Raw genomic sequence first — 12,395 nt, 5'->3', positions numbered from 1 at the left:
GACGGCGCGGTTCCGGCCGCGCCCCGCCCCCGGCGCCGGGGACCGGCTGCGCACCGTCGCCGGGTTCGCCGCGCTGCTGGCGGGCGCGCTGTTCGGCGTGGCGCGCAAGGCGCCGACCCGGCGGCGCCGCGCCATGGCCGACGGGCTCATGCACGACGCGACGGCGGCGACCCTGCGCACCCTCGACGTCACGGTCCGGGTCACCGGCGCCGAGCACGCGCGCGCCCCGCGCCCCGCGGTGTTCCTGTTCAACCACCAGAGCCAGTTCGACGTGATCATCGTCCCGTACGTGCTCGGCGGCGGGGTGACCGCGATCGCGAAGAAGGAACTCACCCGCAACCCGGTCTTCGGCCCGTTGATGCGCTTCGTCGGCGTGACCTTCATCGACCGCGCCGACTCCGCGAGCGCGCGCGCCGCCCTCGAACCGGTGGTCTCGACGCTGCGGGACGGGCTCTCGGTCGCGGTGGCGCCCGAGGGCACCCGCTCCTACACTCCCGGCCCAGGCCCCTTCAAGAAGGGCGCCTTCCACATCGCCCGCCAGGCGGGCGTGCCGGTGATCCCGGTCGTCATCCGCAACGCGGGCGAGATCGCCTGGCGGGATTCGCCGTTCGCGCGGCCCGGCGTGGTCGACGTGGCGGTGCTGCCGCCGATCGACGTGTCCGCGTGGGACCCGGCCGAACTCGACGACCGCGTCGAGGAGGTACGCAGGCTCTACGAGGACACCCTGCTCGACTGGCCCGCCTCCTGATCGGCCGGTCCGCGCGCGCGGACCGGCCGACCGGACTCAGCTCTCGAAGAGCTGCTGCCCCAGGTAGTTCCCCGGGCCGGGCACGCCGGGCGGGATGGCGAACACGGCCGACCCGACGGGGGTCGTCCATTGGTTCAGGGCGTCGGCCTCGGCCAGCCGGTGCTGCACCGGCAGGAACTGGGCGGCGATGTCGCGCTGGTAGGCGGCGAACAGCAGCCCCGAGTTCGACACCTGCCCCGGCACGGGCGGGTCGTCGTAGTTGTAGGCCCGGCGCAGGAACCGCTCCCCGTCGTGGGTGTGCCGGGCCCGCGCGACATGCGACGACGGCGGGATGACCGGGATGCCGTTCCGATCGACGGCCGCCAGGTCGGGCTCGTCGGACTCGCGGTGCCCGGTCAGCGGGGCGCCGTCGGCGATCCGGCGGCCCACGGTCAGCTCCCGCCCCTCCTGGTCCAGTTCGTCCCAGGTGTCGAGGGCGATGGCGATGCGCCGCAGCACCAGCGAGGTCCCGCCCGCCAGCCACGGCGGGGAGCCGTCGGACCAGACGAGCCGCGCGAAGTCCGGGGACCCCGCGGCGATGTTGCCGGTGCCGTCGACCTGGCCCATCAGGTTCCGCATGGTCGCGCCCGCCGGGGCGTCCCGGAATCCGCGCTGCACCCACCGCACCGCCACCAGCGAGCGCACGTGCTTGCTCAGCACCCGCACCGCGTGCGCGACCGCCGTCGGCTCGTCGGCGCAGACCTGCAGCAGCAGATCGGCGCCGGTGTAGGCCGGGTCGAGACGGTCGATGCCGAAAGCGGGCAGCGGGGCGAGCCACGCGGGCCGGAGCGCGCGCAGCCCGATCGCGTCGAACAGCGTCGGGCCGAAACCGGCCGTCACCGTGAGACCCGCCGGGCGGGCGGCCAGTTCGGGTTCGGTGTCGGCCAGCGCGGGCGCGCCCTGGGTGAGCCGGGCCGCGTCGTCGGTCCAGATCCGCAGCAGTCCGGCCACGTCCGCGCGGCCCGTGCCGGGGAGCAGGTCGAAGCCGACGAAGGCCGCGTGCGCCTGCGGCGGGGTCTCGACGCCCGCCTGGTGGACGCCGCGGAACGGCACCGTGCGGAGGCCGGGGTCGGCGGCGGTGGCCGCGCGGCCCGATCCGGCCGCGCCCCAGCCGATCCCGGCGGCGCCCGCCACCCCCGCGACCGCCGCGCCGCCGCCGAGCAGGCGGCGGCGCGACAGATGCCGGTCAGCCATGATGCGCCGTCCCCGCCTCCGGCTCGTAGTTCTCCTTGCCGCCGGAGAAGTCACGGACCCGGGCGGTGACCACGGTGGTCGAGCCGTCGTCGAAGGTGAGGGTGAGCGGGGTCTCGGCGCCCGTGCGCAGCGGCGCGGTCAGGTCGAGGAACATCAGGTGGTCCGCGCCGGGCTTCAGGGTCGCCTCCCCGTGCGCCGGGATGACCAGCCCACCGGCCTTGGGCCGCATGGTCTTCTCGCCGGTGTCGCCGGCAACGACCTCGTGGATCTCCATGCGCCCGGCCGCGGGACTGGCGGCCGCGACCAGGGTGACCGGCGCGTCGCCGGAGTTGCGCAGGGTGCCGAAGGCGGCCGACATGCCGGAATCGGCGGCCTTGATCCACTGATCGGTCAGGGTGATCCGGTCGGCGGACGCGCCCGAGGGCGCGGGCGCGGCGGGATCGGCGGTGCAGGCGGCCGCGCCGAACAGCGCCGCGGCGACGGCGGCGAGGCCGACGGCGCGGGACGCGCGCAGGGGGAAACGAACGGTGTGGGACATGGGGTGCTCCGATCGACGGAAGGGTGATGTCGCCGGTGCCGTGGCAGGCGGAAGCAGGCCGGGACGGCCGGCCTGCCGCGTCGGGGCGGGGCCGGCGTCCGGTTCCTGGCCGCCGCGGCCGGGAGCGGCGCGGCGCGAAGGCGCGCCGGAGCGGCCGGAACGGTTACACCGGGACGGGTGAGAGGGCGGGGCGCGCGGCGGCGGGCGGCCCCCGGGGATCCAGATCGGGACGGACCAGCAGGCGCGAACGGGTGGCGCGGTCGTCCTCGCGCGCCGGTCGCCGGACGCGCGGGCCGAGCAGGGCCGCCCCGGCCAGCACCCGCAACACGCGGCGGACACCGGTCACCGCGCGGCGCATCCCGGTCTCCGCGGCGCGGATCAGCACCGCGCCCACCGGAATCGCGACCAGGTGCGCGGCGGCCATCGCCGTCGTCCAGGGATGCGGGCCGTGGCACAGCGACATCGCCAGGTGCCCGACGCCCTGGCCCACGGCCAGGACGAGCATGGTCGGCGCGGGCGTGTGCCCACGCGGGAAGGTCGCGGTGGCCACGCCGATCACGGCGCAGACGCCGAACAGGAGGGTCAGCGAGGAGCCCGCCGGGACACCGGTCGCGCCGCCGAGCGCGTGCGCCAGCAGCGCGATGGCGCCCGACGCGGCACCGACGGCGGCGCCGCGCAGGCACGCGGTGGTGTCCGTCGGCGAGCGCACGCGCCCCATCGTACGGACGGCGGCGCTATGACCAGCGTCTCATCGCTTCGCCCGCGGCGGGCCGCCGAGATCGCTTGACATAAACCATTGTTCAGGTTTGAACATGGTCACATCGCCTTCACCGAACGGGAGACACGATCATGACCACCGCGAACCCCACCCGCGCCCTGCCCACCCTGCCCGCGCTGAACCGCTACACCGCCGTCCTCGGCGCGGTGGCCGCCGCCGTCCTCGTCAACCTGATCCTGTGGGCCGTCGGCGCGGCCGCGGGCGGCTCCTTCGTCACCGTCGACAACGGCACCGCGATGGATGTCGCGCCGGGCGGCGTGGTGATCATGTCGGCCGTGCCGCTCGCGATCGGCACCACGATCGCGGCGGTGCTGTCGCACTGGTGGATCGGCGTCCTGCGCGTCGCCGCCGCCGTCGGGTCGGTGCTGGCCCTCGCCACCATCGCCCTGACCGTGGCCGCCGACTTCGACACCGCCTCCACCGTGGCCCTGTCGCTGATGCACGTCACCCTGGTGCCCATCCTGGTCGTCGCGATGGAGGGCCTGCGCAACCGGCTGACCGCGTGAGCCGTCCCGCGCGCCGAAACGACGGAAGCCCCACCGGTGACCGGTGGGGCTTCCGTCGCGATGTCCTAGACCTCGCGGCCGAACAGCAGCTTCCACGGCATGAGCGCCGACTCGAGCTGCACCTTCAGGCTCATCTTCGACGTGCCGACCGTGCGCTCCTCGAAACGGATCGGCACCTCGGCGATCGTGTAACCCTTCTTGATCGCCCGGTAGTTCATCTCGACCTGGAAGGAGTAGCCGTTGCTGCGGATCGAGGCGACGTCGATCGCGCGCAGGGTGTCGGCCTTCCACGCCTTGAAGCCGGCCGTCGCGTCCTTCACACCGAGGCGCAGGATCAGGTTGACGTAGAAGTTCGCCCAGGCCGAGAGGGCCTTGCGGTACCACTTCCACTCCGCGGCGACCTCGCCACCGGGCACATAGCGGGACCCGAGCACGACGCCGGCGTCGGTGGCGGCGAGCTTCTCCAGCATGGCCGGGATGACCTCGGCCGGATGCGACAGGTCCGCGTCCATCTGGATGACCACGTCGGCGCCCTCGTCGAGCGCCTTGGTGATCCCCGCGACGTAGGCGCGGCCGAGGCCGTCCTTCTCGGTGCGGTGCAGCACGCCGACGACCTCGGGCAGCTCGGCGGCCAGCTTGTCGGCCACCTCGCCCGTGCCGTCGGGGGAATTGTCGTCCACCACGAGGACGTGCAGGTCGGGCACCGGAAGCGCCGTCAGCCGCTCCACCGCCACCGGCAGATTTTCCCGCTCGTTGTAGGTCGGCACAACAACGGTAACCCTCAAGGGTCGCCCTCCCTGCTCACCTGGTTCCGCCCGCGCCCGGACCGAACCCGCGGCGAGCATGTCGAAAAGATTCGTGATGAACCGTACTCGATCCACCTGATGTGAACCTGAGTGGCACACACGAGACAGCGGAACGCCGGCGACGACCGGCGCATACCTTGCGACCCTGACGGGACTCGAACCCGCGACCTCCGCCGTGACAGGGCGGCGCGCTAACCAACTGCGCCACAGGGCCTTGCTGTGAACCGGACAAGACTGTACTCGATACCGAACGCCCAGTCACACCGGCCGCGACGGCGCAGGTCAGCGGCAGTCGCCGCCGCTCGAGGGCCGCGGTCCGGAGTCACACCAGATCGCGGCCGTGCGCCACGGCGTCGGCGATCAGCACGAGACCGAACACCACGAACAGCACCCGCACCACCGGCGGGCCCCAGCGGGTCAGCCCGCGCACGAGCGACCGGTAGATCCGGCGGGCCCGCGGGGTGCGGCGCAGCGCGAGGGCGAGCACGATCAGCGGCAGCGCCAGCGCGACCGCGCAGTAGGCCGCGACGATCAGCGGCCAGCCGAGCGGCAGCGGCCGCTGCGCCGCCAGCAGCGCCAGCGCCGCGAGGTACGGCACCGAGGTGGGCGTCTTGGCCAGGCCGAGGGCGAAGCCGAACACCCCCAGCAACCAGGGCCGCCTGCGCACGGGCTCCACCCACCGGTGCGCGGGCGCCGCCGTCCCGGCCACCGGCAACGCCGCCGCCCCGACGAGCACGACACCGATCAGCAGCTCGCCCCAGTAGCGCAGCGTCGGCGTCAGCTCGAAATCCACCAGCCGCGACAGGAAATCGATTCCGAGGACGGTCAGCACCCCGAAGGTCACCGACACCGCGAAGACCCCGGCGATGAAACTGAGCCCGCCCGGCACGGGCGACCGCCGCGTCAACCGGCTGTCCGCCACCACGGCCGTGGTGATCGCCACCAGCAGCACGTCGAGCGCGTCGAGCACGGCGAAGCCGAGCAGCGCGAGGAGCAGGACACCCATAAGGCCACCGACACTACCCGTGGCCCCCGGGGCCGGGCAGTGCCCGCCCGGACACGAAAAATCCCCTGCACCAGAGCGTTTCCGGTGAGGGGATTCGTGGTGGCCAGAGCCGGGATCGAACCGGCGACCTTCCGCTTTTCAGGCGGACGCTCGTACCAACTGAGCTACCTGGCCGCAGGCACCCAAAAATGTGCCATACGCGAAGCGCCGGATTACTCCGGCGCTCACTTGCGACCCTGACGGGACTCGAACCCGCGACCTCCGCCGTGACAGGGCGGCGCGCTAACCAACTGCGCCACAGGGCCTTGCTGTACTGCAACAGTCCGAAGACTGTACCCCCTACGGGATTCGAACCCGCGCTACCGCCTTGAAAGGGCGGCGTCCTAGGCCGCTAGACGAAGGGGGCTCGTCCCGGATCTCTCCGGACCGGCTGTCAACGTTTCCGTTGGGAGCTCGCATAGCTTATGACAGGTCGGCACCACATACCAAATCGGCTGGTCAGACGCCCAAACCCAGCTCTTCGAGTTCCGCCTGCGCCCGCCACCCGTCGCTGCGGAAATTCTGGATCCACAGCGGCGTCGCCATCGCCTCCACGATCACCTCGAGCACCTCGGCGAACCGGGCCCGCAGGTCGGCCGCGCCCGAGCCGCCGTTGCCGAGCGGATCGACCAGGTAGCGCTGGCCGGCCAGCGCGGCCGACAGCGTCCGGGTGAAACGGTCGGGGTCGGCGTCGACGCGCAGCTGCCCGTGATCGATGGCACGCAGGGCCAGCACCCGGGTCGCCCTGCCGACGATACGCCCGCCGCCGTTGTGCGCGTCGCGGTGGAAGTCCGGCTCGATGACGAGGCGGTACTCGGCCTGCACGATGGTGTCGTGCTCGAGCCGCAGCGCGATCTCGTCGAGCATCCCGTGCAGCACGTCGAGCGGACCGAGGTCGGCGCGGGCCAGCCAGCGGTCGGCGCTGCTGCGGTAGCGCTCGACCGCGGTCTCGAGGACCGCGCGCGCGAGGTCTTCCTTGGAATCGAAATGAAAGTACATCGCGCCCTTGGTGGCGCGTGACCCCTCCAGTATTCGGTTGAGCGATGCCGCGGCATACCCGCTCTTCCCGAACTCGACGGCCGCGGACTTGATAATCGCCGCGCGTGTCCGGCGGGCCCGCTCTTGCTGCCGTGCCATGCTCGAAACGCCTCCGAAGCTCCTCGCCGCCCGAAGGCCTACCCCCCTTTGGATCGACCGTCGGCGCGAATTAATGGGTTTTGCAATACTTCAATCCGGTTTCGTGCTCGATATCAAACTTTCGGTTTGAAATCTTGCATAAAACCCAGAACCACACCGGCTGGTATAGTTCCCCTGCCCGGGTGCGCCGCAGGGGGTGCACACTCGGGCCCTCAGACCTCTTCGACCTGCCTCCTCCTGCGGCATCCTCCGGTTCCCGGCGGCGGGCAACCTTCCCGCCCTCGCCTGCCCGGCACTGCGACCCTCGATGAATTCCGCAACCCGGCACGCACCGCCCGCCACCGCCGAAACGCAAGCCCCGCCGGTTGTTACACAATTCGTCAGGCGATCACGGTACCCGCATTCCCGGACCGACATGCGGCAAACGGAACACCCGTTCACCCATCGGACCCGGATATCCGTTCCGGCAACTGCTCGGCAACCGAAATCCTTGCGGCTGCTACATATTCATCCGATCGCGCGGCACCCGTCGCGGGCCCGGCCTACCCCAACCGGCCCCGTCGCGGCCCACCGCGACACGCGGGTGCGGCCCCCGGCACCCGCGCAGATCGTCCATAACACCCCTTGTGGTTCAAACCTATTGCCCGGCAACAATATTCGATACCACCCCGAAGCGGTAGACCCGGGCCCACCCGCGCTGTTCGGCTCCGGCGCCTCCGGTGGGCTAGACTGCCCCCCGCGCCCCTTTAGCTCAGTTGGTAGAGCTGGTGACTTTTAATCACTAGGTCGTAGGTTCGAGTCCTACAGGGGGCACCACGACACGGCGCGACGCGCCCGGCCGCCTGCGGCCCAAAAGCCCGGTGTGGGCGCGGGTTTCCCCTACCCTGAGCGCGACCCGGGCTGTCCGGGCGCACTCAGACACACAGGCGGAGCCGATGACTTCCTTCGACGACCTGCTCTCCCAGGTCCCCATCTCCCAGATCGCCGACCAGCTCGGAGTCGACCAGCGGACCGCCACCGACGCGGTCTCGGCCGCGCTCCCGACCCTGCTGGGCGGGCTGCAGGTCAACGCCGCCCGGCCCGAGGGCGCCGCGGCCCTGCTCGGCGCGCTCGGAGACCACGGCGGGCTCGTCGAGGGCGAGGGCGGTGTCGACCTGAACCAGGTCGACACCGCCGACGGCGCCAAGATCGTCGACAACGTCTTCGGCGACGAGAAGAACCAGGTGATCAGCGCCCTCGGCGCGACCGGCGGCGGGGGCGGCGGCAACGACCTCATGGCCAAGCTGCTGCCGATCCTGGCCCCGATCGTCCTCGCCTACCTGGCCAAGCAGCTCACCGGCGGCGGCGGGGCCGCGGCGCCCGCTCCCGCGCCCGCGCCGCAGTCCTCCGGCGGCGGGCTCGGCGATCTGCTGGGCGGGCTGCTCGGCGGGGCGAGCAACAGCGGCGGCCTCGGCGGGGTCATCGGGGAGGCGCTGGCGAAGAACGCGGGCGGCGCCCTCGGGGGCGTACTGGGCGGTCTGCTCGGCGGCAAACGCTGAGAATCACCTGCCGGTTTCCTGGGAGCGGATAGCCGGGGCTAACACTCGCGGACCCGCGGCGATACACCCATCGCTGCGGGTCCGCACCTGTTCGCCCGGCCGACGTAGGGCCCGACGTGCTGCGCGGATGTGCCTAGACTCGTCCGTAGCACAAAGGCACCTGCCACGGAGTTGTGGCTCGATACCGACATGTAGGGGTATCGATGTGGTTGCGTTTCGCATCACACCTACGGTGCCGTAAGGTATGGCCGCATCGGCGTCCTGTACGACCGCAAGCACCACAGCGAAGGGTTTTTACATGGCAAGGGATCTGACTCAGCTCGAACTGCTCACCGAGTTGGAGCCGGTTGCCGAGGAAAACGTCAACCGGCACCTGTCGCTCGCCAAGGAGTGGCACCCGCACGACTACGTCCCGTGGGACGAGGGCCGCAACTTCGCCGCCATGGGTGGCGTGGATTGGGATCCGGAACAGTCCAAGCTCAGCGAGGTCGCCAAGGCGGCCATGATCACCAACCTGCTGACCGAGGACAACCTGCCCTCCTACCACCGGGAGATCGCCGAGAACTTCTCCCAGGACGGCGCCTGGGGCACCTGGGTCGGCCGCTGGACCGCCGAGGAGAACCGCCACGGCATCGTGATGCGTGACTACCTGGTGGTCACCCGCGGCGTCGACCCGGTCGCCCTCGAGCAGGCCCGCATGGTCCACATGACCAACGGCTTCGCCTCCCCCACCGAGGTGGACGCGGGCTTCCTGCACTCGGTCGCCTACGTCACCTTCCAGGAGCTGGCCACCCGCGTCAGCCACCGCAACACCGGCAAGGTCTGCGACGATCCGATCGCCGACCGCATGCTGCAGCGCGTCGCCGCCGACGAGAACCTGCACATGATCTTCTACCGCAACATGTGCGGCGCCGCCCTGGACCTGACCCCCGACCAGGCGCTCGAGGCCATCGCGCTCATCGTGGAGAACTTCCAGATGCCCGGCGCGGGCATGCCGAACTTCCGCCGCAACGGCGTCCTGATGGCCAAGCACGGCATCTACGACCTGCGCCAGCACCTCGAGGAAGTCGTGCAGCCGGTGCTCAAGAAGTGGAACATCTTCGAGCGCACCGACTTCACCGCCCGCGGCGAGGCGACCAGGGAGCGGCTGGCCGCCTTCCTGGAGAAGCTGGGGCAGGACGTCCTCAAGTTCGAGGAGCAGCGCGACCGCATGCTCGCGCGCGAGGCCAAGAAGGCCCAGCAGCTCGCCGGCGTCTGACCCGTCCTACGACGGCGCCGCCCACCGGAATCCGGTGGGCGGCGCCGTCGTGTTCGTGGGGGTTACTTCATCGGCAGGGCGCCGTCGACGCTGCCGACGTCGGTGATCTGCCAGTTCTTCGACTTGTCCACGGTGATGTTGTAGGTGACGGTGTTGCGCAGGCCGTCGGGGTTCTGGGCGTTGTTGGTGTTCACGTCGACGAACGCGGCGACCTTGTAGACGTCGCCCTGCTGCGAGGTCACCTTCGCGGTGATGGGGGTGGCGGTCGAGGTCCACTTCAGCGGGACCAGGATGGCCTCCAGCTTGGTGCCGGTGGCGTCGAACTTGGCGGCCAGCTCCGGGGAGGTGCCCGCCTTGAGCTTGCCGACCCAGGCGTTGACGTTCTGGAAGTCCAGCGTCGCGGCGCCGACGGAGTAGTCGAGCGCGACCCGCTCGGCGTGCGCCGAGTCGGCGGCGCTCGCCTCGAGGTCCGACACCTCGGACCGGGCCGAGACGGCCAGCACGCCGAGGACGACCGCGATCACGGCCAGCACCGCGATCACCGCGCTGCCGACGAGGGTGGAGGCCCGGACCGCGATGGTGCCCGTGGTGGGCTGCGGCTGGTCGTCGGACGTCTTCTCGGGGGTGGTTCCGGTCGCTTCGGCCATGAGGTGTCTACTCCGATGGATGGGGGCACGCACCGCCGAGGGGCGACGGTGCCGCATCCAGGCTACTAAGCGGTACGGGCGGTAGCGGTAACCGGGAATCACGGCATGTAGCGTTGCTCACAGCCGTCAAGTGACGTCGGACACTCCGGTACCCGATCCCGTCATGAGTCACGACTCCACCGGTCCGGGCCGAAACCGGCACGGCGACAGGCACGTTCGGCGCCTGGTCGCCCACGAGGGCGCCCCGGCCACCGCCCGCGGACGCGCCCGGCGCCGGTGATCGATGTGCCCCGCCGGTCCCCGGAGCGAGATCGATCACAGCGGGCGGGGACGCGCGCGCGAACCGCGTCGACGCCTGATGAGACACTGGACCGGTGACGACGATGACCACCACCGAGGCGACCCGGCCGCTGCGGATCGGCCCCTACCCGGTCGACCCGCCCGTCGTGCTCGCGCCGATGGCGGGCATCACCAACCTGGCCTTCCGCAAGCTGTGCCGGGAGTTCGGCAGCTCCACCTCCATCTACGTCTGCGAGATGATCACCGCGCGCGCGATCGTCGAGCGCAACGAGAAGACGCTGCACATGATGTCCTTCGACGCCGACGAGCACCCCCGCTCCATGCAGCTCTACGGCGTCGACCCGGCCACCCTCGGCGAGGCCGTGCGCATCGTCGCGGGCGAGGGCTGGGCCGACCACATCGACCTCAACCTCGGCTGCCCGGTCCCCAAGGTGACCCGCCTCGGCGGCGGCGCCGCCCTGCCCTACAAGCGGGAACTGTTCCGCCGCATCATCTCCGAGATGGTGCGCGCCGCCGAACCGCACGGCGTCCCGGTGACCGTCAAGTTCCGCATCGGCATCGACGACGAGCACCACACCTACCTCGACGCGGGCCGCATCGCCGAGGGCGAGGGCGCGCAGGCGGTCGCCCTGCACGCGCGCACCGCCGCCCAGCGCTACTCCGGCGAGGCCGACTGGACCAAGATCGCCCGCCTCAAGGAGGCCGTGCGCACGATCCCCGTGCTCGGCAACGGCGACATCTTCTCCGCCGACGACGCGGTGCGCATGATGGCCGAGACCGGCTGCGACGGCGTCGTCGTCGGGCGCGGCTGCCTCGGCAAGCCGTGGCTGTTCGCCGAACTCCAGGCCGCCCTGCGCGGTGAGCCGCTGCCGACGCCGCCGAACCTCGGCCGCGTCGGCGAGGTCCTCTACCGGCACGGCTCCCTGCTGTCCGACCACCTCGGCGAGGACAAGGCCATGCGCGATCTGCGCAAGCACATGGCCTGGTACCTCATGGGCTTCCCGGTCGGCGCCGACCTGCGCCGCGCCTTCGCCACCGTCTCCAGCCTGGCCGAACTCGCCGACCTCATCGGCAGGCTCGACCCCACCGCGCCCTTCCCCGCGCATGCCGAGGGTCCGCGCGGCCGTCAGGGCTCGCCCGGCAAGGTCGCCCTGCCGCACGGCTGGCTCGACGATCCGGACGACGCCGCAGTTCCCCACGCCGCGGACGTGATGCACTCCGGGGGCTGAGTCCCGCCCCGGCTCTGCGAGTCGGGAACGGGCGCGGGCGACGGCCCGTCCCCGGTCCGGCTCGAGACCCTGGTCGGGATCGTTCGGCCGGCTTTTCTGTTTCGCCGGGTGGCCTCTCGTGCCGGAATCGTTATCATTGGGCAGCGTTCGGCGGCGGCCCGCGCGGCCGCGCCGGATGATGGCGCGTACCCACGCGGCAGGGATTCGAGAAGTGAGGTTCGTTGGTGGGTGACGATCGGCACGGGCAACCGCCCCAGCCAGGAGGTCGCGCCCCCTGGGAGCGCTATCCGGGTACCGAACCCGAGCACGACGAACCGACAGGCGGCCGCCGCGCCCGGCGCGCCGAGGCCGACTCGGCCCCGCTGACCGTCCAGGACCTGGTCGACCGGGTCGACAGCGAGCGCACGCGCCGCGGCCGCCGCGCCGCCGACGCCGAGGCCGTCGGAGAGCACCCGCGGACCCGCCGCAGGGCCCGCGAGACCGCCCCGCGCCCGACCGCCCGGCGGACCTGAAGCCGCGCGCCGCCGGAGCCCACCGACGGAACGCCCGGCCCGCCCCCGCCGCACCGACACACGCCCAGGCGCCCGCCCCGCGCCCCGAGCCGGCCGCGAAGCGGCAGGCGAGCGCGCCGC

At 71.9% G+C, this 12,395-nt stretch carries 13 protein-coding genes and 5 tRNA genes; 7 read left to right on the top strand and 11 right to left on the bottom strand.

The features are described 5' to 3' along the window. Positions 1–748: lysophospholipid acyltransferase family protein (locus ON36_RS03150; RefSeq protein ID WP_043647457.1), on the top strand; the 748-nt coding region annotated here is incomplete at its 5' end. 36 nt (positions 749–784) lie between these two features. Here the strand turns inward: ON36_RS03150 and ON36_RS03145 are convergent. The 3 genes from ON36_RS03145 to ON36_RS03135 all read right to left on the bottom strand — a co-directional run bounded on the left by ON36_RS03145 (position 785) and on the right by ON36_RS03135 (position 3,228). Beyond that, positions 785–1,981, bottom strand: coding sequence for a Dyp-type peroxidase (locus ON36_RS03145; RefSeq protein WP_043647456.1), 1,197 nt, complete (start codon positions 1,979–1,981; stop codon positions 785–787). After that, positions 1,974–2,519: a copper chaperone PCu(A)C gene (locus ON36_RS03140; RefSeq protein WP_052313598.1), complete on the bottom strand. Its 546-nt coding sequence runs from the start codon at positions 2,517–2,519 to the stop codon at positions 1,974–1,976. Before ON36_RS03140 ends, ON36_RS03145 begins: the two co-directional genes overlap by 8 nt. Before the next feature lie 163 nt (positions 2,520–2,682). After that, on the bottom strand, positions 2,683–3,228 hold the full coding sequence (locus ON36_RS03135) for a hypothetical protein (RefSeq protein ID WP_052313597.1): 546 nt from the start codon (positions 3,226–3,228) through the stop codon (positions 2,683–2,685). A 140-nt stretch (positions 3,229–3,368) separates the two neighbouring features. Here ON36_RS03135 and ON36_RS03130 point away from each other — a divergent pair, with 140 nt between their 5' ends. After that, complete coding sequence (locus tag ON36_RS03130; RefSeq protein ID WP_043647455.1) at positions 3,369–3,803, top strand: DUF6069 family protein; 435 nt, start codon at positions 3,369–3,371, stop codon at positions 3,801–3,803. Positions 3,804–3,868: 65 nt separating this feature from the next. On the opposite strand, the gene ON36_RS03125 is transcribed toward ON36_RS03130, so the two are convergent. The 7 genes from ON36_RS03125 to ON36_RS03095 form a co-directional block, all read right to left on the bottom strand. Continuing rightward, on the bottom strand, positions 3,869–4,648 hold the full coding sequence (locus ON36_RS03125; protein ID WP_083884875.1) for a polyprenol monophosphomannose synthase: 780 nt from the start codon (positions 4,646–4,648) through the stop codon (positions 3,869–3,871). Between the two features lie 101 nt (positions 4,649–4,749). Beyond that, positions 4,750–4,823: transfer RNA gene (locus ON36_RS03120), tRNA-Asp, on the bottom strand. A 108-nt stretch (positions 4,824–4,931) separates the two neighbouring features. Further along, positions 4,932–5,615, bottom strand: coding sequence for a GAP family protein (locus tag ON36_RS03115; protein ID WP_043647453.1), 684 nt, complete (start codon positions 5,613–5,615; stop codon positions 4,932–4,934). Positions 5,616–5,712: 97 nt separating this feature from the next. Continuing rightward, positions 5,713–5,789 (bottom strand) — tRNA-Phe (locus ON36_RS03110). 57 nt (positions 5,790–5,846) lie between these two features. Continuing rightward, a tRNA-Asp gene (locus ON36_RS03105) sits at positions 5,847–5,920 on the bottom strand. 28 nt (positions 5,921–5,948) lie between these two features. Next, positions 5,949–6,021 (bottom strand) — tRNA-Glu (locus tag ON36_RS03100). A 92-nt stretch (positions 6,022–6,113) separates the two neighbouring features. Further along, the gene (locus ON36_RS03095) at positions 6,114–6,791 is read right to left on the bottom strand and encodes a TetR family transcriptional regulator (protein ID WP_043647452.1); all 678 of its coding nucleotides are present in this window, start codon (positions 6,789–6,791) and stop codon (positions 6,114–6,116) included. A gap of 740 nt (positions 6,792–7,531) precedes the next feature. Here ON36_RS03095 and ON36_RS03090 point away from each other — a divergent pair. The 3 genes from ON36_RS03090 to ON36_RS03080 all read left to right on the top strand — a co-directional run bounded on the left by ON36_RS03090 (position 7,532) and on the right by ON36_RS03080 (position 9,587). Next, positions 7,532–7,607 (top strand) — tRNA-Lys (locus ON36_RS03090). Positions 7,608–7,726: 119 nt separating this feature from the next. Beyond that, positions 7,727–8,329: a DUF937 domain-containing protein gene (locus ON36_RS03085; protein ID WP_043647451.1), complete on the top strand. Its 603-nt coding sequence runs from the start codon at positions 7,727–7,729 to the stop codon at positions 8,327–8,329. A 298-nt stretch (positions 8,330–8,627) separates the two neighbouring features. Beyond that, positions 8,628–9,587 carry an acyl-ACP desaturase gene (locus tag ON36_RS03080; RefSeq protein WP_043647450.1) on the top strand — a complete coding sequence of 320 codons (960 nt, stop codon included), beginning with the start codon at positions 8,628–8,630 and terminating at the stop codon, positions 9,585–9,587. Between the two features lie 62 nt (positions 9,588–9,649). Here ON36_RS03080 and ON36_RS03075 read toward each other — a convergent pair whose 3' ends face one another. Continuing rightward, on the bottom strand, positions 9,650–10,234 hold the full coding sequence (locus ON36_RS03075; RefSeq protein WP_052313596.1) for a hypothetical protein: 585 nt from the start codon (positions 10,232–10,234) through the stop codon (positions 9,650–9,652). 410 nt (positions 10,235–10,644) lie between these two features. Between ON36_RS03075 and dusB the strand changes: the two genes are divergently transcribed. Continuing rightward, on the top strand, positions 10,645–11,763 hold the full coding sequence (gene dusB / locus ON36_RS03070) for a tRNA dihydrouridine synthase DusB (RefSeq protein WP_373281761.1): 1,119 nt from the start codon (positions 10,645–10,647) through the stop codon (positions 11,761–11,763). 224 nt (positions 11,764–11,987) lie between these two features. Beyond that, positions 11,988–12,275, top strand: coding sequence for a hypothetical protein (locus tag ON36_RS03065; RefSeq protein WP_043647448.1), 288 nt, complete (start codon positions 11,988–11,990; stop codon positions 12,273–12,275). Positions 12,276–12,395: the final 120 nt, after the last annotated feature.

The organism is Nocardia thailandica NBRC 100428, assembly GCF_000308795.1.
Taxonomy (GTDB): domain Bacteria; phylum Actinomycetota; class Actinomycetes; order Mycobacteriales; family Mycobacteriaceae; genus Nocardia; species Nocardia thailandica.
The sequence above is the reverse complement of the archived record's forward strand: the minus strand, read 5'-3'. Positions and strand labels throughout refer to the sequence as shown.

Bases quoted from the DNA above. Each gene is read 5' to 3' on its own strand.
- ON36_RS03080 (WP_043647450.1), top strand. From the start codon at position 8,628: ATGGCAAGGGATCTGACTCAGCTCGAACTGCTCACCGAGTTGGAGCCG.
- ON36_RS03075 (WP_052313596.1), bottom strand. From the start codon at position 10,234: ATGGCCGAAGCGACCGGAACCACCCCCGAGAAGACGTCCGACGACCAG.
- ON36_RS03095 (WP_043647452.1), bottom strand. From the start codon at position 6,791: ATGGCACGGCAGCAAGAGCGGGCCCGCCGGACACGCGCGGCGATTATC.
- ON36_RS03140 (WP_052313598.1), bottom strand. From the start codon at position 2,519: ATGTCCCACACCGTTCGTTTCCCCCTGCGCGCGTCCCGCGCCGTCGGC.
- ON36_RS03145 (WP_043647456.1), bottom strand. From the start codon at position 1,981: ATGGCTGACCGGCATCTGTCGCGCCGCCGCCTGCTCGGCGGCGGCGCG.
- ON36_RS03125 (WP_083884875.1), bottom strand. From the start codon at position 4,648: ATGCTCGCCGCGGGTTCGGTCCGGGCGCGGGCGGAACCAGGTGAGCAG.
- ON36_RS03115 (WP_043647453.1), bottom strand. From the start codon at position 5,615: ATGGGTGTCCTGCTCCTCGCGCTGCTCGGCTTCGCCGTGCTCGACGCG.
- ON36_RS03130 (WP_043647455.1), top strand. From the start codon at position 3,369: ATGACCACCGCGAACCCCACCCGCGCCCTGCCCACCCTGCCCGCGCTG.
- ON36_RS03085 (WP_043647451.1), top strand. From the start codon at position 7,727: ATGACTTCCTTCGACGACCTGCTCTCCCAGGTCCCCATCTCCCAGATC.